This window comes from Acinetobacter qingfengensis (assembly GCF_008693185.1).
Classification (GTDB): Bacteria; Pseudomonadota; Gammaproteobacteria; order Pseudomonadales; family Moraxellaceae; genus Acinetobacter; species Acinetobacter qingfengensis.
Genome location: NZ_VXKN01000001.1, coordinates 109,250 through 132,421, shown reverse-complemented (window position 1 = coordinate 132,421; position 23,172 = coordinate 109,250). Strand labels below are relative to the sequence as shown.

Here is a 23,172-nt window from a genome sequence, read left to right as displayed (position 1 = left end):
GGTATTTGATTAGTATGCATGCCATGCTGCCTTGACTTGTTCAATCACAACATCTGCCCCACTTAATTCTAACTGACGTGTTTCATTTTCAGCAGTCAATCGTAAGATATAATCAGGTTCAGGTAATACACCCTCACCTTTAGATGGCCACTCAACCAACAATAAACTATTGCTTTGCTGTAAATAATCACGAATACCCATTAATTCCAGCTCATAAGGATCCTGTAATCGATATAAATCAAAATGATAAACATGACGATCAGCCAGCATATATGGCTCCACTAACGTATAGGTTGGACTTTTGACTGTTCCTCGATGTCCAAGAGCCTGTAACCAATAACGTGTTAATGTGGTTTTTCCTGCCCCCAGATCTCCAATTAAAAATACAAGTCCTTTGGTAATATGCTTTGCCAGAATCTGGGCGAAACGTGCAGTTTCATCTTCCTGATGCAGGGTAGTCGAAAAGTGGGTTATCATAACTGATCAATAATATTGGCAGGGAAAAGTTATCTTACCATTAAGCGAATTCTGGGTAAAATTCACATGAAAGAACGAATACAACTCAAACCTATTGACCATTAATTTTCCATAATTCAGTAAAACGCTCTGTTTTGATTATAAAATCATTTTTGGAATCAGAATCCTACCTAAAATATCAGTTAATGCTGAAGATTTAATACCATTAAGGTGATTAATGCAGGAACAGCCTGAATAAGAATAATCTTTTTACTAGCAGTCATACCACCATACACACCTGCCAAAGCAACACAGATTAAAAAGAAATTTGCCACTTGTACTGCAAATGGAATATCTAAAAATATCGACCATAATAATCCAGCCGCCAGAAATCCATTATATAATCCCTGATTTTGTGCATAAACTTTTGTAATTTTAGCTTTTTCTGCATTATGTCCAAATGCCTTCATACCTGCGGGCTTATCCCACAAAAACATTTCCAACAACAAAATATAGAAATGTAAAATAGCAATGGCAATAATCAAAATTTGTGATATTGGGTTCATCATTTACTCTATACCCTTAAATTAACCCATCTAAACAAATATTTGCTTATTTGTATACGCCATTATATGACTTCATCATTCAAAATGATAAAATCTGTTATTAATAGATTTTTCAGCCATTTATATCATGTTATCTGCACAACAATTCAAACCACCTCTACGGGATGGCGTTAGTCCTAGCACTGTATTTTTGCCATTTTCCATACAGTATCAGACAACATTTGAATTTCTTTGCAATAAGTTTGCTCATATTTCCAGACAGGAATGGCTGCAACGTTTTGCGGATGGTCTGGTTTTTTCACAATCGGGCTTATGCCTAAATCAACAAAGCCTCTATTTATCAGAACAACACATTTATTACTATCGCCATCTGGGATCTGAAACCCTAGTTCCTTTTACATATGAAATTCTCTTTGAAAATGATGAGTTTATGTTAATAGATAAACCTCATTTTCTGACAGTTAACCCAACTGGGCAATATGTACAACAAACATTACTCACCCGTCTAAAAAAAGATACAGGAAATGCAGACCTGACACCCATTCATCGGCTGGATCGTGAAACTGCAGGCTTAATTCTTATTTCAAAAAATAAATTAACTCGAGGGATCTACCAACAATTATTTGCACAGAAAAAGGTCAAAAAAATTTACCATGCTATTGCTTCTTATAACGCACATTTAAGTTTTCCAATGCATTTTTCAGCATTTATGCAAAAAGGTGAACCTTTTTATACAATGTGTATAAATGACGGTGTTGCAAACAGTCATACAGAAATTGATATATTGGAACATAATCATTTTTGGGCGAAATATCAGCTTAATCCAATCACAGGAAAACAACATCAATTACGTGTACACATGAATGCACTTGGTTTAGCATTAAAAAATGACCGTTTATATCCAAAAATAAAACATGATATTGAAAACTTTAATCAGCCATTACAGCTACTTGCGAAATATATTTACTTTGAAGATCCTTTAACTCAACAGCAAATGTACTTTAGCTCAAAAAAGGACATCTATTTACCGGAATAGACGTCCTGTTATTATGAGAAAATTTAGTTAAATATTCAAACTTATAAAAACTATAAGTTTTGCAGAACATAACCAATAACTGAATGAAACACAACGGTTACTGCTAATGCAGTCGTTAAAGATATACCAAGATAAACTTTATTCGTCATCATCGTTACCTCTCTATTTCAGGTTCATTTATTGTTTTGTATCAGCCGTACTCATGATACAATCCATCCATTGAATAAATTAATAAGCAAATAAGATGCCTAATAATGTTTTATTGCTCATTTCACAATGATCAAATCAAATATGAATTTTTCACACTAACATCAAACAGTGTGTAAAAATAGCCTTCCCCTTACAATAATTTGTTAAATTTTTATATTTTTTGTTAAATAAAAAGTCAATTAAAACTGTATTAAAATATACAAATCACCTTATTTAATTAAAATTTTTAAAGCTTAAGAACATTAATATTTTTTAAAATAATAATTTGAATTTATATGATGCATTAAAATATATAGAATTGTATTCTGTATTTTAGATATTTATAGAAATCATTTATCTTTAACTGATTGATCAACATCATTGTTTACAAAATTATTTTTTAAGAAGCATATAAATCTGGTTTTTATTTATGCTGTTTTATATATAATTTGTGTAAAAATTGAAACCAACTTAGACTTTCATGGCAAGAGATTTCTACTTTTCCCAAAAACAGTTGTTAAATGTTATTGAACTACAAACTCAGATCATAAAACTGGGAACGGATGTTCATGCCATTATGAAACTTTTAGTGGAAGACATTCAAAATTTAACTAATGCAACAGCTTCAGCATTAACTTTGCTTGAAGATGATTATATTGTTTGCCATGCGGTCTCCAAAAATGTTCAAAGTTATATTGGTAAACGTTTCCATTTAAATGATGGATTAGCAGGTTATGCCATTAAAAATAAAAAGCTTATTTATAGTATGGATTACCAGGGTGATGATCGGGTAAATATTAACATCAGAAAAACCATGAGTTTCGAGTCAATCGTTGTACTACCACTCTTTTTTCAAGAACAGGCTGTTGGTGTCTATTTACTTTTTTCCAATCAGAAAGATGCTTTTTCAAAACAAGATTTACAATTACTTAATCTTTTGTCAGATACGATTTCTGCTGCACTTTATCAATCCATCAAACTGGAAAAACAAATTAAACTGGCTTCGATGGATTATTTAACTGGTTTAAATACTCGTGCGATTTTATCGGAGTATTTTGAAAAAAATAATCATCAACATGCTGGTCTACTTATGATTGATATGAATGATTTAAAATTTATTAATGATCATTATGGGCATCGTGCCGGTGATTTGGCTTTAATCGAAGTCGGCAAACGTCTTAAACGACAAATTCGTAAGGATGATTTAATTGTTCGTCTAGGTGGTGATGAATTTGCAGTTTTTTTAGCAAATATTCACACAGCGGATGCAATTCAACTTCTGATTAATCGCTTTATTCAGGTTTGTTCAGAAGCTTTTTATTATAAAAATCAGGCGATCAATATTAGTATTAGTGTCGGCTATGCCCTATATCCAAAAGATGGAAAACAATTGACAACATTAATGGAGGTTGCAGATCAACACATGTATAACAATAAACGTCATCGCAAGCACAGCAAAAACTTAATCCAGGAATAAATTACTTATGTCGGTGTCGAATTGCATCACTCATCAACTGATAAATCTTTAACCATTCGGCATAATGTTGCAATTCTTGTTGATGTAATTGCAGGATATTGTCATCGTGACGCATTGCTGGACCAGTCTGATTCTCATAAGCCGTTTGTTGTTTTAATTTATTTGCTGTACCTTGAATTAGTGGCAACAATAAATCTGGATCTACCTGCTGATTTTGCAATAGTTGTTGGGCAATATCATAACAATAATTACTAAAATTACAGGCAAACACTGCCGCAAGATGCAAGCTTAAACGTTGCTGCGAATCATAATGATAGATTTTATTTGAAAGCTGATCAGCCAACTGATGTAATTGACTTAAATCAGATGAGTGACTGGCCTCAAGAAAAATTGGTGTCTGTAGCCAATCAATTTTTTGATTTAAACTAAAGGTTTGTAAAGGATAAAAGACACCTGCTCTTAACTGATACTGACAAAGTACATTCAGAGAAGTACTGCCTGAGGTATGTACAGTTAATCCTTGATATTGATTTTCAGCCAATTGCCTGGCAACATGATCGATCTGCGCATCGCTGACAGCAATAATAAGAATATCAACTAATTCAAGTTGTTTAAGTGCCTGAATAGGCTGTGCCTGTACCTGTTTTGCCAATCTTTGCGCATTAGTCAATGTCTGGCTATATATGCTATGAATACAAATATCTTTTTGGAATAAAGCTATTGCCAAATGCGTTGCAACCCGCCCAGCACCAATGATTGAGATTCTCATATTTCTATTCATCATGCATATTATTGATAATATTGACGTTTATATTGTGCATGTAAAAAAGCAGGTATTAAACCAGTCAACGCAGCCCGGATATCAGCACGCTCATTAATCAATTGATGAGAGCCTTCCTCTAAAATAAGAGAAGTTTGTAACCGAAATTTTTTGCGAATATATTCAATATTATATTGCCAGTCTACAGTTTGATCCAATGCTCCCTGAGCTAACCATACAGGAATACGACAAGCGGGGCGTTGTTCCATTTGTACCATCCATTTTGCCATTGCCAGAATCCAGTCCATACTCATAGTTCTTGGTTGTAATGGATCCTGTAAACGTACAAAACGTAAAAATTCCGGATTGTGATTATTTCTGCGAAAATGTCGTGGTACTTGCCTTTTAATGCGACTCACAATACCCAAACCAATCGAATTATGCCACCATGCAGATTTAGCGGGTCTCACCAATGGGGATAACAATAAAACTCGGTCCACCATCGGATCCCGACGTTGCTCTGCATAGTCCAGAATATGATGCATGAGAATAGCCCCACCAGTACTTTGTCCAATTCCCAGCCAAGGCTTAGGCAATTGTCTGACAGGTTCCACCACTTGTCTAATCCCTAACAATACATCCTGATAATCATCAAAATTTGCAATACCCGCAACGGTTCCATCACTTAAGCCATGACCTGGTAAATCATAAGTGATTACGCTAAAGTCCTGTTCTAGTAATTCTTTGATAATGGGTTGATAAATACCACTATGTTCCAGATAACCATGAATCAACCAGACTGTACCCTTTATTTTTTCGACATCCGGCTGAAAAACCTGAACATGGATTTTGAATTTTGTGATGTTCAAATAACCTTGCCAATGTGTGCCGGATAAATGATCCAAACCATATAAACGCCGATACCCTTCCACTGCGGAATTTACAACAGGCATTTTTTCAAGATCAAAAATCGGCAACGCTTCCGGCGTATTGTTTCGATCAGGTACAGGCAATTGTGTAGATTGCAGCATCATAGGATGCATAAACGGAATATTTGCCATATTTAAGGTACCTCCCGACAATTACTTTCACCAATCCATTTACTGCGGATCAGTGCAAGTAATTCATAATTTGCACGACGGCTATGCATCCAGTTTTGGCGACTAGGCTGCCATTCAGTCAATGCATTTGGCAATGATGCAACAACAGGAATAGTTTCAATCCCATTTTGCGCAAATAATTGTCTTGATCTCGGCATATGATAGGCATCTGTCACAAGAAATACCGTTGGTGCACCGCCCTGTTTTTGTAACAAAAGCGCACTAAATCGAGTATTTTCACAGGTATTCATACTACGATTTTCTAAAAATTGCGCTTCAATATCGTGTTGTTTTAGCCATTTTTGCATATAAGGTGATTCAACACCACTGAGTAGAATCGGTAAATGGTATTTGTTATAAATTTCAATCGCAGTTTGTAAACGTTTTTGCGTATATGGATTTAAAATAATTTGTCCTTTTTGTTTACCTGCCATTAACCCTCCCCCAAGAATCACAATTGCATGCGGTTGGTGATCCGGACGTTGTAGAATAAAAGGAGAAGGAACTGATTCCTTCGGTCTACTTTGTTTCTTATGAGGATATTTCTTACTATTTCCTTGTTGGTTTTTTACTAAAAATTCACGATATTGCTGAAATAATGGTTCATTTTCATCAGGAATTAATTGCTGAAAATAATCTACAGAAGCCGCCTGCTCTATGTCTGATTCAGATGCTTGTTCTAATGTGTTTGACTGTTCTTTGGCTTTTTGTTGCTTGATCATTTGCTGTAGCAAATCATAGCGATGCTGCAAATAACTAAAGTCGTCGACCTGACCATCATTCAGTGCTTTATTCACTTCAGCTAGATATGCCTGTCTGGCAACCCATTCTGGTGAGCCCGGTTCATAAGTACTTTCCAAACTGAGCTGCCCTGTTTTTTGACTTTCTGCTGCGACAGGATCCACCCGAACATCTGTTAATTTATTTAGAAGCCACAAAGCACTTTTTGCATAAAAAGGAGAATACATAAACAGTGTTAAGGCAATAGCACATAGCATTAGCACAAACAAGCTACGCGACAACGTAATCAATGTATGTACTTTTTTTGCCATAAGTCTCATTTCCCCAAAATTTAAATCATGACATACGGCTGAATTTGCCCAGAACGATTAATTTGAACAGGTTCTGGTTGCAATACTATGGCAAATTTTTGAAAAATCTCTGTTTGAATTGTTTGATAAGTTCGTTGTACATCCTGCAAATTCGCCTGACCATAATTAACCAATACCAATGCTTGTCGCTCAAACATACCGACTTGACCAAGTTTTTTACCTTTCCAGCCAGCCTGATCAATCAACCAGCCTGCTGCAACTTTTACAGAACCATCTGCCTGTAGATAATGTGGTGCGTTAGGATGCTTCTGAATAAATGTAGTAAATTCTAAAGCTGATAAGATTGGATTTTTAAAAAAACTTCCTGCATTAGGATACAGTGCCGGTTGTGGTAGTTTTTCACTGCGAATTTTCACAATAGTATTCAGTAATTTCTCAGCCGTTGGCGTATCACCAACACGTTTAGCAACATCTGCATAATTTAATTTTAAATCGGCCTGTTTACGTAATCTAAAACTTAGTGCATAGATCAAATATCGGCCTGCCTGTTGTTTAAAAATACTGTCCCGATAAGCAAATTGGCATTGGTCTGCGGTAAAATTGACGTGTTGTTGTTGTTGTAAATCATACGCCCAAATATGCTCGATAAACTCACCAGCTTCAACACCGTATGCACCAATATTTTGAATCGGTGCAGCGCCTACACGTCCGGGAATTAATGCCAGGTTCTCAAGTCCATGATAACCTTTCGCACAACAGTCACAGACAAAATCATGCCATATTTCTCCTGCCTGAACTTTAATTACCACAAAGTCATCATCTTCAGAAACAATTTCCTTTCCCTGATTCAACATGTGTACCGTTAGTGACTGAAATTTTTCAGGTAAAAGTACATTGCTACCACCAGACAAGATAAAAATATTAAGTTGATGTTGCTTGGCATACTGTACAACGTCTTCAATCTGATCAATGGCATCAATTCTCACATAGTCACTGGTCTGACTGTATAAAGCCAGAGTATTAAGAGCAGTTAAGTCAAATTGATGTTGAACAACATTCACTTTTTTGTCCTACAAGCAGAGATATGGGAAGTTATAACATAAAGCAAAGATCTCTTGCGGAATTCCTTATGTTTGTTTTCTTGACATGAAAAAAATAATTTCATAATTGAGCCAGTAATGAATCAAATGTTTGATTTAGCCATGAACTTGCGACTGCAAGTATTGCACCCAGCCTCGACTACTCGATTCACATAAGTGAATTACATTTTCAAAATCCTGAGCTTTGCCATAATATGGATCCGGAACAGATTGATCTGGATACAATGGATCATGTGCTGTCATTAAAGCAAGGCTAGCACGAAGTGATTGCTTTTTTAAGGTTTTCCCTGCACATTGCATCATTTTTTTTACATTGTGTAGATTATTTTCATCCATAGCCAAAATCAGATCAAATTCATCAAAATCAACCATCGTAATCTGTCTGGCTTGAAGCTTACTCAAATCATAACCATGTATTTTTGCATAATACTGACTGCGTTGATCTGGTGCTTCACCAATGTGATAATTTGCTGTGCCAGCAGAATCAACGTAGAGGTTTAATCCTGCATGATGAGCTGTCGTCCTTAAAACCACTTCGGCAGTTGGAGAACGACAAATATTTCCCAAACAAACACACAACACTTTATACGGTAGTTTTTGTTGCATTATGACCTCAGGTTACCTATTTAACTTTTTAATTTTAAATTTTCAATACTCGCTGAAAAGTGCTCACTCAAAGCACTGACTGCTGCATGTTCAGCAACTTTATCATAGGCAGCTTGATATGCATCACGCTTACGTTGCTGTTGTAAAGTATATGGACATTGTTCTGTCATCACATGGTACCTTACTTGTAATTGCAAATCAGCAGACAGTTGTTGTAAGTGTGTTTGTAATACATGTTCAAACTGTTCAAACATCCCTTGATAAGAGGGATCCAAATGCAGTTCACTTTTTCCGGAAATTTGCCCATACATCATGCCATGTTGGGCAAACTCCTTAATAGCAGGTGTCAAATCAGATTGACGCAACCAGTAATCCCATTTTTCTAAATTCCATTCCCCTGTAAGCTGCTGTTCTTTAGCTAGAAGTAAAGCCCTAGGATCTTCAATATCATCCTGCTTAATATGATTTTGTTCATGTTTTAATTCAATTTCTTGTAGAGATTGACTTGGTTGTTGTACCGTATCAAGTAAATCAATTTGTGGTTCTGATTGTTCTTCTACTTGCGCAATATCATAAGATTCAACAATGTCTATCGTCTGATCCTGCAATGATTGATGAATAACATTTTCCGTTGCCGACGCATTAATTTCTGGCCGTACCTTTATTGCCTGTGTTGTTGAAAATGTTTCTGCTAACAATGGTTGATCTTGCACTGAAATTTGCTGCGCTGACAATTCAGATTGCTGATCAAAATCAGGTGCCCATGCAGAAGGCTGACAATCTTGTATACTCTTGTTTGTATCTAAAGATGCTGTTTTTTGTTGCTTTATGTCTTGTGATTGCTCTTGTTCATGATGCATTGATGTTTCTGGGGCAATGGTAAGTGGCTTAAGTACATTCTGAACATGATTATGTTGCTCATCAACTTTTAGGTTATCATGTTCTGTAGAAAAGTTTTCATTTGAAACTTGTGGTTCAGTTTGGCTATTGCTCGCAATAGTTGCTGATTCAATATGTTCTTTTGGTGTCAATACAGATGGATAATCCGATGCAACCGATAAAACTTCACCAACTGCCATTGGACGAAAAGCCAACAAACGCATGATGCACATTTCAAAGCCTTGCTCTGGTGTAAGTGCAAGTGATAAATCCGCTCGCCCCTGTAAAGCAATTTGATAATATAATTGCATATCCTGTGCTGCAATCGTCTGTGCCAATTGTTGTTTTCGTTGTTCTTCTTGTGCTAGATTTTCCGTGGATAACTGTCCAAGACATTGCAAAATTGCAGCTTCATGCAAAGTACTAATCACTTGCTCAAGTACATGTAATACATCAATGGCTTGCTGTCGCATCTGCTGTACAAGTTGAGCAACCTGAGAACGCTGATTTTTATGAATTGCCAACAGTAAATCAAAGACCAGATTTTTATCGATCAGTCCCAACATATTTTGCACATCCTGTGCAATCACCTGTCCTTGACCATAAGCAATTGCTTGGTCTGTCAGGGACAAAGCATCCCGCATGGAACCCTGTGCAGACTCTGCCAGTTGCCACAATGCCTCCGCTTCATGTTGAATCTGTTCCTGTCCAAGAATTTGTTCAAGATGTTGAAAAATTTCATCTTTACCTAAAGGGCGTAAGGTAAATTGCAAACAGCGTGAAATCACTGTAATTGGTAACTTTTGTGGATCAGTCGTCGCAAATAAAAATTTGACGTGTTCAGGCGGTTCTTCCAATGTTTTAAGTAAGGCATTAAAACTATGGGTAGAAAGCATGTGGACTTCATCAATCAAATAAACTTTATAGCGCCCTTGAGTTGGAGCATAAGGTACATTATCCAGAAGTTCACGCGTATCTTCTACACGAGTTCGGGAAGCAGCATCAATTTCGATTAGATCAATAAAACGTCCTTCGTTGACAGCACGACAAATATCACAGGTTTCACAAGGCATTGCTGTTACACCTGTTTCGCAGTTCAAACATTTTGCCAAAATACGTGCAATAGTCGTTTTACCCACGCCTCTTGTTCCTGTAAACAAATAGGCATGATGTAGCCGACCTCTTTCCAGCGCACTGGTTAATGCTCTGGATACATGAGTTTGACCAACCAGTTGGCTAAAATTACGGGGACGGTATTTTCTGGCAAGTACTTGATACATGAAAGCTCCTTGTGACCGTCTAAGGATACTGTTTTTTTGACTGATAGTGAATGAAAGGGGCTGGATTTATTTCTAATTGATGATTTGCTGTTATTTTTTTTGAATGATTCACCCTGCTAAATATGCTGTGATACTCAGCAAGGTAATTTAAGTTAAGCAAAGCGTTTCATTAAAAATGAAAAAATTATGCTGCAACCGACTGCGTAAATTGTGCAACCGCCCGTTCAAAACGAGCCAAACCTTCATCTATATCTTTATAAGGGATAATCAGCGATGGTGTAAAACGTACCACATCAGGTCCTGCAATCAACCCCAATACACCTTCTGCGGCCGCAAGTGCATTAATACGATTTGCCTGCCCTGCATAGTCTGATTTTAGTACACAGCCAATTAACAAACCAGCACCACGAACCTCTCTAAAAATCTGATATTTATCATTTATTTTCTCTAATCCCGCTTTAAAATATGTAAAACGTTCATTTACACCATTTAAAATATCTGGCGTATTAATTATTGCAAATACAGCATCACCCACCGCAGTTGCCAATGGATTTCCACCATAAGTCGTACCATGATCACCCACAGCAAATTGTTGGGCAAATTGGTCTGTTGCTAACATAGCTGCAATTGGAAAACCGCCACCCAATGCCTTGGCTGTGGTCAGGATATCCGGTGTCACACCGGTATTCATATAGGCATATAAACTACCTGTACGACCCACACCAGTCTGTACTTCATCAAAAATTAATACTGCACCATTTTGATCGCACAATTCTCGCAAGCCTTTTAAGAATTCGACATGTGCTGTAATAACACCACCTTCACCTTGAATAGGCTCAACAATGACAGCACAGGTATGTTCATTGATCGCAGCTTTAGCAGCATCCAGATCATTATAGGCAATATGTTGAATTCCTGAAGGTAACGGCGCAAATTCTTTGGAATATTTTGCCTGTCCACCCGCAGACACTGTAAATAAAGTGCGGCCATGAAAAGAATTATTAAATGCAACAATTTGATTTTTACCCGCAATACCACTCAGCAAACCAACTTTACGTGCCAATTTTAGTGCAGCTTCATTAGCTTCAGCACCAGAATTACAAAAAAACACTTTATCAGCAAAAGTATTTTCAACCAATTGTTTTGCTAGACTTAATGCTGGTTCATTTGTAAATAAATTACTGACATGCCAAATCTTATTTGCTTGTTCAGTCAAAGCTTTTACCGCACTTGGATGGGCATGTCCCAAAGCATTTACTGCAATCCCACCGACAAAATCAATATATTCTCGCCCATCCTGATCCCAAAGTCGTGAACCTTCCCCTTTGACTGGAATAAATGCTGCGGGCGCAAAAACTGGCACCATATACTGATCAAAATCCTGACGGGTTACAGCATGTGTAGACATGACGACCTCTTTACATAATTGTGAGAAAGATAAAACTCCAACATCATAACTCAATCTGCATAAGTGAAACAGGGCGTATTGATTTTTCCAACCAACACACCCTGCCTTTAACTTAAATGAAATTAACCTGGGAAAATTCCACGTTCTTTACGTGCTTTCAAAATACGCTCACATGCCAAAATATAAGCTGCTGTTCTTAAACTACATTGATTAGTTTCAGAAGTTTGCCAAACATCATCAATTGCTTGAATCATCAACTTATCCAGACGCTCATTAATTTCAGATTCACTCCAGAAATAGCTGGCCATGTCCTGTACCCATTCAAAGTAACTGACCGTTACCCCGCCTGCATTACAGATTACGTCCGGTACAACGGTAATGCCGCGTTTTTGCAACTCATCATCAGCTTCCGGATAAGTTGGTCCATTCGCCCCTTCCAGAATCAGCTTTGCTGTTAAAGTTTTGGCGCGTTCTACTGTAATCTGACCTTCCAATGCAGCCGGCACCAAAATATCCATTTCTACATCCCAGAAAGCATCATTCGAAATAGCCTGCGCACCTTCAAAACCGACAATGCCCTGAGTTTCTGCCACATAAGCCTGTAATGATTTAATATCAAGACCTTCAGGGTTAAAAATGGTTCCGGTATGATCCTGTACACATACAACTTTTGCTTGAGCTTTGTTAAATAAAAACGCAGCTTCACTACCAACATTACCAAAGCCCTGTACTGCCACACGACTGCCCTCAACAGGTAGTTTGATACGCTGTGCAGCCTGCACACCTGTTACGAATACACCACGACCAGTCGCACGTACACGTCCAAGAGATCCTCCAAGATGTACTGGTTTTCCTGTAACGACACCTGTAACTGTATGACCCTGACCAGTAGAAAAAGTATCCATCATCCAGCCCATAATGCGTGGATTAGTCCCAACATCTGGTGCAGGAATATCTTGTTGAGGTCCAATAATATGACTAATTTCACTGGTAAAACGACGAGTTAATCGTTCAAGTTCACGTACGGATAATTTACGTGGATCTACACGAATCCCCCCTTTTGCACCGCCAAAAGGTAAATTAACTACGGCTGTTTTAATGGTCATCCATGCTGATAATGCCATAACTTCCCCTAATTCTACATCAGGGTGATAGCGGATCCCGCCTTTACCGGGACCACGTGATAAGTTGTGCTGCACACGATACCCTTCAAAATGCTGGATACTGCCATCATCCATCACAATCGGCACATCAACAATTAATGCACGTTTTGGGCGTTTTAAAGTATCAATATAATCTTGAAGATCTTCTGATAAATACGGTGCAACACGTTCAATTTGCGTGAGGTAGGTTTGCCATGCACCGTTATTATTATTTACATACGATAAATTTGACATCATTAAATCCTTGTTTTGCAAATCATAAAGCACAGCTTTCTTTGATTTGCCAATTCACCTACATTGGTAATCTGTCCTGCCAGTAATACATTTAAAAAAATCATTTTTCTATGTGATCTGATTAATGTCTTTACTGTCTATAAATCAAAAATCCCAAAAATCAGTATTTTTGATTCTGATATGAACTGATAATCATTCGATAAAGAAAAATATTAACAATTCCTGAACTTTTATATTTCTACAAAAGTATCGCATTATCGTAACAATTTCCATATTTAGTTCGATTATCAAAATGAACCAAATTGGTGCAAAAATAGTTTTTGCTATTTTGTATTTATCACGCTGAATATTGAATACGATTGGTATAGAAATAAAGGATTTCAAAATTAAATAAAGAGCCAAATCGCTGTATAAGCAAGGAACCATCAAGATTTTTAGGATTATTCACATCAAGATAACAATAAAACAAATACCTTTTCTTATACTTTTAACATGCAAGCAATTGCCATAATATCCAATGCACTAAATTTGTGCATTTTTACATTGGCAAAAATCACCAATTTGCATTTTATACACTTTAATTTTTAATTGTACTGTGCCAGCGTGACTCGGTCATTTCCGCCATAATCCTGCACAGAACGAATGTTCTGGAAACCATATTTCGCAAAAAGTTGCTGTACTGCCTGTGCCTGATCATAACCATGTTCAAGTACGATCCAGCCATTTGGGTTTAACCATTGCGATGCATATTGAATAATATGAATTAAATCCGATAAACCTTGTTCTTGCGCAACCAGAGCTCGCTGAGGTTCATAGCGTAATGCTGCAACATGCGGATCTTCCGGATCAATATAAGGCGGATTGGAAACAATAAGATCAAAATGTTGTGTTGATAATGCCTGATACCAAATGCCTAGGCAAAACTCTACCTGATCTTCCAATTGATGTTTGCGAGCATTTTCTTTTGCGATCTGTAAGGTTGCAGAATAAACATCCGTTGCAACAATACGCCAATGTGGTCGTTCAGATGCCAGAGATAATGCAATTGCACCTGTTCCTGTTCCTAAATCAACAACATTGGCCTGATAAGGCAAATCAAGTGAGAGAACCGTTTCAATCAAAATCTCAGTATCAGGACGTGGCACCAAAGTATCGGATGTCACCTTTAGATCAAGTGTCCAGAAAGGTTGTGTTCCTAATACATAAGCTAGAGGTTCACCTTTTGCCAAACGCATTAGACCATCCAGATATTGTTTTTCCTGCTCAGGACTTAAATTCTGCATGGCGCGATATTTTAGTTCCAGAGCAGAACATTGCAAAATATGTTCCAGCAACCAGATTGCTTCCTGACGTTCGTAGCTATCTGACTGACCACGTAAATCCAGTGCCTGAGCAATTCGCAATGTAATAATCCTTCAATTAACCGCCATTTTCCTGAGCCAGCATTGCCAGCTGATCTGCCTGATATTCACGATGAAGGCTATCAAGTAGTTCGCTTAAATCACCCTCCATAATGGCATCCAATTTATACAACGTTAAATTGATTCGGTGATCGGTCATACGTCCTTGTGGATAATTATAAGTACGAATCCGTTCGGAACGATCACCAGACCCAACCAAGTCTCGGCGCATTTCCGATGTAGCATCGGCTTGTGCCTGACGCTTTGCATTCTCTAGACGTGAAGCCAGCAATGCCATTGCTTTCGCTTTGTTTTTATGTTGTGACCGCTCATCCTGACATTCTACCACTGTACCTGTTGGAATATGCGTAATACGTACTGCGGAATCAGTTTTGTTAATATGCTGACCACCTGCACCTGATGCACGATAAGTATCGATTCTTAAATCAGCAGGATTGATCTCTACTGTCGTATCTACATCAATTTCCGGCAAAATGGCAACAGTACACGCAGAAGTATGTACACGACCCTGAGATTCCGTAGCCGGTACACGCTGTACACGATGCGCACCACTTTCAAATTTAAGACGTCCATATACTCCATCCCCATCAACCCGACAGATAACTTCCTTATAACCGCCATGTTCTCCTTCATTTTCAGAAAGAATTTCGATACGCCAGCCTTTTGATTCGGCATATTTACTATACATACGGAATAAATCACCAGAAAAAATTGCTGCTTCATCACCGCCCGTTCCTGCCCGAATTTCAAGGAAAGCCGCATTGGCATCGTTCGGATCCTTTGGAATCATCAGAATATTGAGTTGATCTTCCAGTTCAGCCAGTAAGACCTTATTGGTTTTAATTTCTTCCTGTGCCATATCCTTAAAGTCAGGATCGGAAAGCATATCTTCCGCTGTAGCGATATCTGCTTCTGCTTGGGTATAGTTTTGCCAAACTTCAGTGATTTCCTGCAAATCGCTGTGTTCACGTGACAATTTGCGAAACTTGCCATTATCAGAAATAATTTCTACATCCGCCAATAATGCGGTTAGTTCCTCATAACGATCACATAATTGATCTAAACGTAAACGTAACGACTCTTTCATAAAACTGACTTTCTCAATGATAATTCAAGGCAATGGATATCGAATCATGCCTTGAGAAATTTTAACTGCGCATAGTGTAACGATTCCTGACAATAAATCCTACTGTGTTCTCCTGATCTGTGATGTTTAATCTATCCAAATCATACATTGAAAAATACTCTGTGGTTTTATTCATATTTTCTTCATAATTCTAATTTTAGTTGCAAACCAGACACACCTTTCACAATTTTCATCATATAAACTTAATAATTCATAGTAATTCTCAAGCTGTGCTTCATTTTAAATATGTTTCAAGTTATTACAGTGAAATCATGTCAAATCGAAATGGAGAATTTTATGAAAAAGTATGTTGCATTACTAGCTAGTGTGCTGGCCTCTTCATCAATCATGCTGAGTACCGCACATGCAGATAATACAACCCGTGTTGCTTTGGCTGGTGCTTTAGGCGGTGCAGTAGGTACAGTAGTTGGTAAACAAGTTGGTGGATCTACTGGTGGTAATATTGGTGCAGCAATTGGTGGTGCTGGTGGTGCAGCCGCAGCCAGCAAAAAATCCAATCGAACCTCATCTGCCATTGGTGCTGGTCTGGGTTCCTACGCCGGTGCCGCTGTAGGACGAACTTATGGTGGTAATGGTCAGGTTGTTGGCGCCGCATTGGGTGGTGCTGGTGGTGGTGCTTTAGGTAATAAAATTGGTAATGACCGCGCGGCTGATAAAAAATCCAGCCAACAACGCAAACATTACAAGCGCCACTCACAGCGCCATTATGCACAACGTTATTATCGCCACTAAGTCAGCAATTATCCCATCTAATTAACAAGGAGAGCCAGACTCTCCTCTAACTTCATTTCATGCAAATGCAGCATACAACGTGTAAAACTTATAATTATTTAAAGTAAATCTCATCAATTGGATTACTTATTGATAAATTTGATCTGCATGAATCGCTGGACTAAACAAAAATCCCTGACCATATTGACAGCCAATTTGAACCAGTAACTGGCGCTGCTGTTCAGTTTCAACACCTTCAGCAATGATTTTCAAAGACAAACTTGGACCAAGTTCAGTAATGGCCCTGATAATACTGAAATTTTTCCCATCATCGCCAATAGATTGTATAAAACTGGCATCCAGTTTCAAACAATCAACGGGATAATCCCGAAGTCGAATCAATGAAGAATGCCCAATCCCGAAATCATCTAATGCAATACGTACACCATACGCCTTTAACACATTTAATGCTCTTAGCACGTACGCTGCCCCACGGTCACTCAATATTTGTTCTGTAATTTCAATTTGAATTAAATCTCCAGAAATCTGATAATACTCAAGTTTTTGAATTAAATGTTCGGCATAATCATCCCGTAAAAATTCAATAGGTGCAGCATTAATCGAAACTGGCAAAACTTTATGATGGTTTTTCTGCCATGTTTTAATATCCTTTAATACATGCTCAAGCATTACATCACCAATTTTTCTAGCTAAATCATATTGCTGAAATGCTTCAAAAATTGAATTAGGTAATTGAAGACAGCCTGATTGATCCATCCAGCGTAGTAAAGCTTCATAGCCAATGATTTGCCCCGTAATAAGATTAACCTGTGGCTGATAATAGGCTTCAATCAACCCGTCACGAATAATTGCTCGACAATTTTCAATCTGATGTGCCTTATCTTTAATATGAATTGCAATTTCTCTATTAAAAATTCTAAAGCCGCCTCGTTCTGTGATTTTAAGATGATTAAGCGCACTGTCTGCTGCTTTAATAAAATCTGCCTGATGAATAGCATGATCCGGATAAATGGCACATCCGATACTAATACTGCCATTGATATATTTACCAGCATACATGATAGATTTTTCCATTTTTTTTAACACTATCCCGGCAATTTCTCGTAATTCATCTTTATTTTTTAATTGGTCTATAACAAGAGCAAACTCATCTCCACCAAGTCTGGCCACAAATATTCTTTTATCCTCACAACATGCCAGTCTTTTTGCAAAAGTCTTTAATAAATAATCGCCAGCAGCATGCCCTAAAGTGTCATTGATTAATTTAAAATGATCCAGATCAATAAACATCAAACCAACTTTTCCTTGTTTTTTATCTGCGTGCCTCAATATTTTTCGAATATATTTTTTCAATGTTCTTCTGTTATTTAGTCCTGTTAGCTCATCTGTCTGGCTAATTCTTGCCAGTTTAGATTCAGCAAGTTTTTGCAACGTCACATTTCTGGAAACGCATAAAATTTGATAAATCTCACCATTTTCATTTAGCATGGGTGTTAAAAGGTTATCCCAGTACTGGGTATCTTTCTTCTGACCACTTTTCCCTGAAAAACGTGCTGTTTTACCTGTTCTGGCTCTGTTGATTGCCTGTTGTCCAATTCCACGAACTTCGGCAGGAAGAAGTTTTAACCATTCCAGACCAAAGGCATTGGCATCTGGCTGCCCAAGCAAGGCGATACATCCTGCTCGATTCATGTGCAGCACGATACCATTTATATCAATAATTTTAATGCAGTCGACACTAACATCCATGAATTGTTGATATAGGATAAAATTTTGATTTATATCAATTTTATTTAACACAAGATCACAGGTATAAGTCAAGAAAAAATACCTTATAATTTCCATATTCAGTGAATTATGTCACACAAAATCAGGAAGTAAACTATTATCTTGTATTACCAAATACGGATCATTGAATCGTCAAATTTTAATATTTGCAAGACTTTAATTTGCTCTTCATCATCCCTATTAATATAACATTTATATACACATGGCAGGTTCATGATGTCTACATTACAACATTGTAAATTCTCTATACTGGAACTTGCACCAATTCAGGACGATGGTTCTGCAAAAATTGCCCTCAACCGGGCTTTGGTCTTGGCACAACATGCAGAAAAGCTAGGATATCATCGCTTTTGGTTAGCAGAACATCATAATATGCGTGGTATTGCCAGCTCGGCAACTAGTGTTTTAATTGCTTATCTTGCAGCACATACCCATTCTTTACGTTTAGGTTCAGGTGGGATTATGTTACCAAATCATTCGCCCTTAATGGTTGCCGAACAATTTGGGACACTAGCAACCTTATATCCTGATCGCATTGATCTTGGTTTAGGACGTGCGCCAGGTTCAGATCAACTTACCATGCGGGCTTTACGTCGTGGCAGACAGGAAACTGAAGATCAATTTCCACAAGATGTCAAAGAAATTTTAACTTATCTTGGAGATGCAAGACCACAACAACAAATCCTTGCCACACCAGGTCAAGGCACACATGTTCCAGTATATCTATTAGGATCAAGTTTATTTAGCGCACAACTTGCTGCTCAACTTGGCTTGCCTTATGCTTTTGCTTCTCATTTTGCTCCTCGTATGATGATGCAAGCCATTCAATTGTACCGTGAGAACTTTCAACCATCTGCTTATCTCGAACAACCTTATGTCATACTTGGCGTACCCGTTGTCGTTGCAGATCACGATGATGAAGCACGATATCTTGCAACCAGTAATGAACAGCGTGTTGTTGCACTATTACGTGGTCAACCTACCACTTTAAAACCGCCAGTAGAAACCATGCAGGGCTTATGGACAGAGGCAGAAAAAATTGCTGTACATAATTTCCTAGGTGTTGCAAAAATTGGCTCACCTAGCACTGTAAAATTGCAACTTGAGCAATTTTTACAACAAACCCAAGCAGATGAATTAATTTTTACCTGTGATATCTATGATGATCAGAAACGCTTACACAGCATTGAGTTATTAAAAAATTTGCAAAACTGAATCTTATACTTCGAGATATAGAGATTCTTTTACCTCCTCCATCACAATGTAGCTATGTGAGGAGGCAGAAGCTGGTAGTTTTTTTAAAATATCACCCAACAGCCGGCGATATGCACTCATTTGCTTCAATCTTGCTTTAACCAAATAATCAAATTCACCCGAAATCAGATGACATTCCAATACTTCTGGAATCTGCGCCAAATCCTTTGCCACTTGATCAAATACATCTCCTGATTTTGCCGAAAGTTTAATTTCCAGAAATACCAATAGACTTTTTTCCACCAGTGCAGGATTGACACGAGCATGATACCCCATAATCACACCCTCTCGTTCCAACCGTTTTACACGTTCAGAACAAGGTGTTGTGGATAAATTTATCCTTGCAGCTAGTTCACTAATCGCAATACGGCCTTCTTTTTGCATGATATCCAGTATCAAACGATCTGTACGATCCAGAGTTCGCATTATTTTTTCAACCCAAATGCTTATTTAAAAGTAAATACTTTAAATTTTACCTAAATTATAAGCATTAAAACAGTGAAATTACCTTTTTATCCATCTATATACTAGATGAATTAACTAGAATTTAACCAGAGGAATGTATAATGCACGTTATTGTACTCGGCAGTGGTGTAGTTGGCGTCACCAGTGCATATTACCTTGCCAGGAAAGGCGCAAAAGTCACTGTTTTGGATCGCCAGCCCAATCCTGCACAAGAAACCAGCTTTGGTAATGCTGGACAAATTTCCCCTGGATATTCAACACCATGGGCAGCACCCGGTATTCCATTGAAAGCCATGAAATGGATGTTCCAGCGCCATGCACCACTGGCGATTCGCCTAGACGGGTCATTTTGGGAATTACAATGGATGGCAAAAATGCTGGCCAATTGTAATCCAGAATCCTATGCCGTTAATAAAGAACGTATGACACGGGTTGCAGAATACAGCCGTGATTGCTTACGTGAATTACGCAGAGACACCAACATAAACTATGAAAATCGCTCTGGTGGCACCTTACAGGTATTTCGTAATGACGCACAACTCGAAGCTGTACAACGTGATATCAAAGTTTTAGAAGAATGTGGTGTTCCGCATGAAATGCTAACACCTGAGCAGCTTGCCACAGTTGAACCAGCATTGGCACAGGCTAAAGATCATCTAACTGGTGGCTTACGCTTACCTAATGATGAAACAGGTGATTGTTTTTTATTCACCAATAAATTGGCTAAACTGGCTGAAGATTTAGGGGTAGAATTTCGCTTTAACCAGCAAGTTGATCAGTTAATTTGGGACAATGATCAAATTACAGGGGTAAAAGTTGGGGATGAAATTCTGAAAGCTGATCAATATGTTCTGGCTTTTGGCAGTTATAGCCGTAGCTTTATTCAACCACTTGATATTGATTTACCAGTTTATCCTGTGAAAGGTTATTCGATTACTGTTCCTATTGTTGATGAGAATCTGGCACCACAATCTACAGTGCTGGATGAAACCTATAAAGTTGCGGTCACCCGCTTTGATAATCGTATTCGTGTTGGTGGAATGGCTGAATTAGGTGGATTTGATTTACGCCTTAATCCAACACGTAGAGAAACACTGGAGTTGGTGGTCAATGATTTATTTCCGGGTGGCAATGTATCACAGGCAACTTTCTGGACAGGATTACGCCCCATGACTCCGGATAGCACACCAATTATTGGCAAAACCAAATTTAAAAATCTATTTTTAAATACAGGACATGGAACATTAGGATGGACCATGTCCTGTGGTTCGGGAAAATTGCTAAGTGATATTATTTTTAATCATACGCCTGAAATTAGCACAGAAGGATTATCCATCGCACGTTATAGCTAATCCACCTACTTAAAATTCTGGAAGTTACAATTGTTTAGCTTCCAGAAGATTACAAATTACTTTGTTAACTCAAATGTGTTTACAACACCCCGATATTGATAGCCCTTATGCGTTAAGACATAACGTAAATATTTATACTGTGGCTTTTCATTTTGATCCAGTAACATGATGTCCAGTATTTTATTATCTCCGGATAATTTTAGATATTGGTTTGCCATGTCCTGTGTATTTTGATCATCATCCCGATGATTGGCACAATCATAATTAATACTGATACTGTGTAAGGGTTTATTTGATTTTGGATAAAAAATTCTGGCAGGTTTAAATTGCCCCTGTTCTAATTTAAATGCTGAAATATCATATCCCAATAAACAACTGCTACCCTGATAATAACTTTGCACCAGATAAATTGGCTGCTTTGCAATCAGGATTTGCCGCACTTCCGTAATCGCGCCTAGTTGTAACGGCTGGAGTCTGTTTTTCTGTCCAAGCCGATATTGCACATAAGACTCATATTCTCTCATGGTACCGCCACCACTTAAATCAAAAGTATAGAACTTCAATTTACGATCAGGTGACCAATGAATACCCAACCATAAACTTTGTCGTAGTGGTTTAAAATCATAATAAAAAGATGCCGGATCCTGTAATAAACCATTCATCACATCTTTGGTATAATTTTGATTAATCGCATAAAAATCAGCATCTTTATATTTATTAATAATCTTCTGCTCGTATTGCTTCAATTGCACCACATTGGCATGGCTATAACAGGATAAAACCGCACCAACCACGAGTACACCACACCAATTTATTACTTTCATCCTGTGCTCCAAGCATTCATCGAGCTATATATGATTAACCTATACGGCGTTTTAAGCCTGTAGATTGTAAAATTCGTGTTGAAATTTCTTCAATCGACATTTCAGAAACATTCAGAAATGGAATTCCTTCAGAAATATAGATACCTTCCACCGCGCGAAGTTCCATTTGACACTGGCTAAAACTGGCATAACGACTGTTGGCCTTACGTTCGCTCCGGATCGCAACCAGACGCTCTGCATCAATCATTAAACCAAATAATTTATGCTTATGTGGACGTAATACGGCTGGCAAACGATTATCATCCAAATCCTCTTCTGTTAAAGGATAATTTGCAACCCGAATACCAAATTGTAATGACAAATAAATTGATGTTGGCGTTTTACCAGAACGTGACACACCAATTAAAATCAAATCTGCCTGATCATAATGTCGCGTTCTGGCACCATCATCATTATCCAGTGCAAAATGTACTGCATCAATACGTGATTTATAAGATTCTGTGTCCGTTACCGCATGAGTTTGGCCAATAATTGAAGTCGCTTTAGTTCCCAATTCCTGTTCAAGCTTACAGATTAAACCCTCAAAAACATCCAGATTAACTGCATTTGCTGTATTAATAATCTCACGGACTGCAGGATTAACTAATGTATCAAACACCAGTGGTAATGTTCCATCACGTTCCGCCACAGTATTAATTTGCTGCACCACACTTAACGCACTTTCTTCTGAATCAATATACGGAATAATATGGATATCAAAATTTACATTAGGAAACTGTGCCAATAATGAATGTCCTAAAGTTTCTGCAGTAATTGCTGTTCCATCAGAAATAAAAAATACACTTCTGTTAATCAAATTGCGTTCTGACATATTTTTTTCACC

Annotated in this window: 21 protein-coding genes; 5 read left to right on the top strand and 16 right to left on the bottom strand. The window is 37.7% G+C overall.

Annotation, left to right across the window (positions count from 1 at the left end; translation table 11 throughout):
• Positions 1-9: 9 nt before the first annotated feature.
• Together tsaE and F4V57_RS00580 are read right to left on the bottom strand one after the other, a co-directional pair.
• A complete protein-coding gene (tsaE, locus tag F4V57_RS00585; protein WP_070070562.1) occupies positions 10-477 on the bottom strand; it encodes a tRNA (adenosine(37)-N6)-threonylcarbamoyltransferase complex ATPase subunit type 1 TsaE in 468 nt (155 codons plus the stop codon).
• Between the two features lie 182 nt (positions 478-659).
• On the bottom strand, positions 660-1,022 hold the full coding sequence (locus F4V57_RS00580) for a DUF1304 domain-containing protein (RefSeq protein ID WP_070070567.1): 363 nt from the start codon (positions 1,020-1,022) through the stop codon (positions 660-662).
• Positions 1,023-1,149: 127 nt separating this feature from the next.
• On the opposite strand from F4V57_RS00580, the gene F4V57_RS00575 reads away from it, so the two are divergent.
• Together F4V57_RS00575 and F4V57_RS00570 are read left to right on the top strand one after the other, a co-directional pair.
• Entirely contained in the window at positions 1,150-2,058 is a 909-nt protein-coding gene (locus F4V57_RS00575) for a pseudouridine synthase (RefSeq protein WP_070070561.1), read from the top strand.
• A gap of 670 nt (positions 2,059-2,728) precedes the next feature.
• A complete protein-coding gene (locus F4V57_RS00570) occupies positions 2,729-3,724 on the top strand; it encodes a sensor domain-containing diguanylate cyclase (protein WP_070069162.1) in 996 nt (331 codons plus the stop codon).
• 1 nt (position 3,725) lies between these two features.
• Here the strand turns inward: F4V57_RS00570 and F4V57_RS00565 are convergent, their stop codons facing one another.
• The 10 genes from F4V57_RS00565 to prfA form a co-directional block, all read right to left on the bottom strand.
• A complete protein-coding gene (locus F4V57_RS00565) occupies positions 3,726-4,493 on the bottom strand; it encodes a Rossmann-like and DUF2520 domain-containing protein (RefSeq protein ID WP_070069161.1) in 768 nt (255 codons plus the stop codon).
• 20 nt (positions 4,494-4,513) lie between these two features.
• A complete protein-coding gene (locus F4V57_RS00560; protein WP_070069160.1) occupies positions 4,514-5,545 on the bottom strand; it encodes an alpha/beta fold hydrolase in 1,032 nt (343 codons plus the stop codon).
• Positions 5,546-5,547: 2 nt separating this feature from the next.
• Positions 5,548-6,636 carry a YdcF family protein gene (locus tag F4V57_RS00555; protein ID WP_070069159.1) on the bottom strand — a complete coding sequence of 363 codons (1,089 nt, stop codon included), beginning with the start codon at positions 6,634-6,636 and terminating at the stop codon, positions 5,548-5,550.
• A gap of 20 nt (positions 6,637-6,656) precedes the next feature.
• On the bottom strand, positions 6,657-7,697 hold the full coding sequence (gene murB / locus F4V57_RS00550) for a UDP-N-acetylmuramate dehydrogenase (protein ID WP_070069158.1): 1,041 nt from the start codon (positions 7,695-7,697) through the stop codon (positions 6,657-6,659).
• 135 nt (positions 7,698-7,832) lie between these two features.
• On the bottom strand, positions 7,833-8,342 hold the full coding sequence (locus F4V57_RS00545; protein ID WP_070069157.1) for a low molecular weight protein-tyrosine-phosphatase: 510 nt from the start codon (positions 8,340-8,342) through the stop codon (positions 7,833-7,835).
• A gap of 20 nt (positions 8,343-8,362) precedes the next feature.
• Positions 8,363-10,501 (bottom strand): DNA polymerase III subunit gamma/tau, encoded by a 2,139-nt coding sequence (gene dnaX, locus F4V57_RS00540; RefSeq protein WP_070069156.1) that lies wholly within the window; start codon positions 10,499-10,501, stop codon positions 8,363-8,365.
• A gap of 184 nt (positions 10,502-10,685) precedes the next feature.
• Positions 10,686-11,909, bottom strand: coding sequence for a bifunctional succinylornithine transaminase/acetylornithine transaminase (locus tag F4V57_RS00535; RefSeq protein WP_070069155.1), 1,224 nt, complete (start codon positions 11,907-11,909; stop codon positions 10,686-10,688).
• 122 nt (positions 11,910-12,031) lie between these two features.
• Complete coding sequence (locus tag F4V57_RS00530; RefSeq protein WP_070069154.1) at positions 12,032-13,306, bottom strand: Glu/Leu/Phe/Val family dehydrogenase; 1,275 nt, start codon at positions 13,304-13,306, stop codon at positions 12,032-12,034.
• Between the two features lie 584 nt (positions 13,307-13,890).
• A complete protein-coding gene (gene prmC / locus F4V57_RS00525) occupies positions 13,891-14,709 on the bottom strand; it encodes a peptide chain release factor N(5)-glutamine methyltransferase (protein WP_070069153.1) in 819 nt (272 codons plus the stop codon).
• A 16-nt stretch (positions 14,710-14,725) separates the two neighbouring features.
• A complete protein-coding gene (gene prfA / locus F4V57_RS00520) occupies positions 14,726-15,814 on the bottom strand; it encodes a peptide chain release factor 1 (RefSeq protein ID WP_070069152.1) in 1,089 nt (362 codons plus the stop codon).
• A 336-nt stretch (positions 15,815-16,150) separates the two neighbouring features.
• Between prfA and F4V57_RS00515 the strand changes: the two genes are divergently transcribed.
• Positions 16,151-16,606 (top strand): glycine zipper domain-containing protein, encoded by a 456-nt coding sequence (locus F4V57_RS00515; protein ID WP_070069151.1) that lies wholly within the window; start codon positions 16,151-16,153, stop codon positions 16,604-16,606.
• Positions 16,607-16,732: 126 nt separating this feature from the next.
• Here F4V57_RS00515 and F4V57_RS00510 read toward each other — a convergent pair whose 3' ends face one another.
• Positions 16,733-18,451: a putative bifunctional diguanylate cyclase/phosphodiesterase gene (locus F4V57_RS00510; RefSeq protein WP_081409165.1), complete on the bottom strand. Its 1,719-nt coding sequence runs from the start codon at positions 18,449-18,451 to the stop codon at positions 16,733-16,735.
• Between the two features lie 159 nt (positions 18,452-18,610).
• Between F4V57_RS00510 and F4V57_RS00505 the strand changes: the two genes are divergently transcribed.
• Positions 18,611-19,609, top strand: a complete 999-nt coding sequence (locus F4V57_RS00505) for an LLM class flavin-dependent oxidoreductase (protein WP_070069149.1) — start codon at positions 18,611-18,613, stop codon at positions 19,607-19,609.
• A gap of 3 nt (positions 19,610-19,612) precedes the next feature.
• On the opposite strand, the gene F4V57_RS00500 is transcribed toward F4V57_RS00505, so the two are convergent.
• Positions 19,613-20,074 (bottom strand): Lrp/AsnC ligand binding domain-containing protein, encoded by a 462-nt coding sequence (locus F4V57_RS00500; protein WP_070069148.1) that lies wholly within the window; start codon positions 20,072-20,074, stop codon positions 19,613-19,615.
• Positions 20,075-20,214: 140 nt separating this feature from the next.
• Here F4V57_RS00500 and F4V57_RS00495 point away from each other — a divergent pair, with 140 nt between their 5' ends.
• Positions 20,215-21,465 (top strand): D-amino acid dehydrogenase, encoded by a 1,251-nt coding sequence (locus F4V57_RS00495; protein ID WP_070069147.1) that lies wholly within the window; start codon positions 20,215-20,217, stop codon positions 21,463-21,465.
• Positions 21,466-21,521: 56 nt separating this feature from the next.
• Here F4V57_RS00495 and F4V57_RS00490 read toward each other — a convergent pair whose 3' ends face one another.
• Together F4V57_RS00490 and ppsR are read right to left on the bottom strand one after the other, a co-directional pair.
• Positions 21,522-22,289, bottom strand: a complete 768-nt coding sequence (locus tag F4V57_RS00490; protein ID WP_070069146.1) for a hypothetical protein — start codon at positions 22,287-22,289, stop codon at positions 21,522-21,524.
• Positions 22,290-22,323: 34 nt separating this feature from the next.
• Positions 22,324-23,160 (bottom strand): posphoenolpyruvate synthetase regulatory kinase/phosphorylase PpsR, encoded by an 837-nt coding sequence (gene ppsR / locus F4V57_RS00485; RefSeq protein WP_070069145.1) that lies wholly within the window; start codon positions 23,158-23,160, stop codon positions 22,324-22,326.
• Between the last annotated feature and the right edge of the window lie 12 nt (positions 23,161-23,172).

Excerpts from the sequence above, each read along its gene's own strand:
- ppsR (WP_070069145.1), bottom strand. The coding sequence starts at position 23,160 with ATGTCAGAACGCAATTTGATTAACAGAAGTGTATTTTTTATTTCTGAT.
- F4V57_RS00500 (WP_070069148.1), bottom strand. The coding sequence starts at position 20,074 with ATGCGAACTCTGGATCGTACAGATCGTTTGATACTGGATATCATGCAA.
- F4V57_RS00530 (WP_070069154.1), bottom strand. The coding sequence starts at position 13,306 with ATGTCAAATTTATCGTATGTAAATAATAATAACGGTGCATGGCAAACC.
- F4V57_RS00495 (WP_070069147.1), top strand. The coding sequence starts at position 20,215 with ATGCACGTTATTGTACTCGGCAGTGGTGTAGTTGGCGTCACCAGTGCA.
- F4V57_RS00545 (WP_070069157.1), bottom strand. The coding sequence starts at position 8,342 with ATGCAACAAAAACTACCGTATAAAGTGTTGTGTGTTTGTTTGGGAAAT.
- tsaE (WP_070070562.1), bottom strand. The coding sequence starts at position 477 with ATGATAACCCACTTTTCGACTACCCTGCATCAGGAAGATGAAACTGCA.
- F4V57_RS00490 (WP_070069146.1), bottom strand. The coding sequence starts at position 22,289 with ATGAAAGTAATAAATTGGTGTGGTGTACTCGTGGTTGGTGCGGTTTTA.
- F4V57_RS00515 (WP_070069151.1), top strand. The coding sequence starts at position 16,151 with ATGAAAAAGTATGTTGCATTACTAGCTAGTGTGCTGGCCTCTTCATCA.
- F4V57_RS00565 (WP_070069161.1), bottom strand. The coding sequence starts at position 4,493 with ATGAGAATCTCAATCATTGGTGCTGGGCGGGTTGCAACGCATTTGGCA.
- F4V57_RS00510 (WP_081409165.1), bottom strand. The coding sequence starts at position 18,451 with ATGGAAATTATAAGGTATTTTTTCTTGACTTATACCTGTGATCTTGTG.
- F4V57_RS00570 (WP_070069162.1), top strand. The coding sequence starts at position 2,729 with ATGGCAAGAGATTTCTACTTTTCCCAAAAACAGTTGTTAAATGTTATT.
- dnaX (WP_070069156.1), bottom strand. The coding sequence starts at position 10,501 with ATGTATCAAGTACTTGCCAGAAAATACCGTCCCCGTAATTTTAGCCAA.
- prfA (WP_070069152.1), bottom strand. The coding sequence starts at position 15,814 with ATGAAAGAGTCGTTACGTTTACGTTTAGATCAATTATGTGATCGTTAT.
- F4V57_RS00580 (WP_070070567.1), bottom strand. The coding sequence starts at position 1,022 with ATGAACCCAATATCACAAATTTTGATTATTGCCATTGCTATTTTACAT.
- F4V57_RS00555 (WP_070069159.1), bottom strand. The coding sequence starts at position 6,636 with ATGGCAAAAAAAGTACATACATTGATTACGTTGTCGCGTAGCTTGTTT.
- F4V57_RS00560 (WP_070069160.1), bottom strand. The coding sequence starts at position 5,545 with ATGGCAAATATTCCGTTTATGCATCCTATGATGCTGCAATCTACACAA.
- F4V57_RS00535 (WP_070069155.1), bottom strand. The coding sequence starts at position 11,909 with ATGTCTACACATGCTGTAACCCGTCAGGATTTTGATCAGTATATGGTG.
- F4V57_RS00505 (WP_070069149.1), top strand. The coding sequence starts at position 18,611 with ATGTCTACATTACAACATTGTAAATTCTCTATACTGGAACTTGCACCA.
- F4V57_RS00575 (WP_070070561.1), top strand. The coding sequence starts at position 1,150 with ATGTTATCTGCACAACAATTCAAACCACCTCTACGGGATGGCGTTAGT.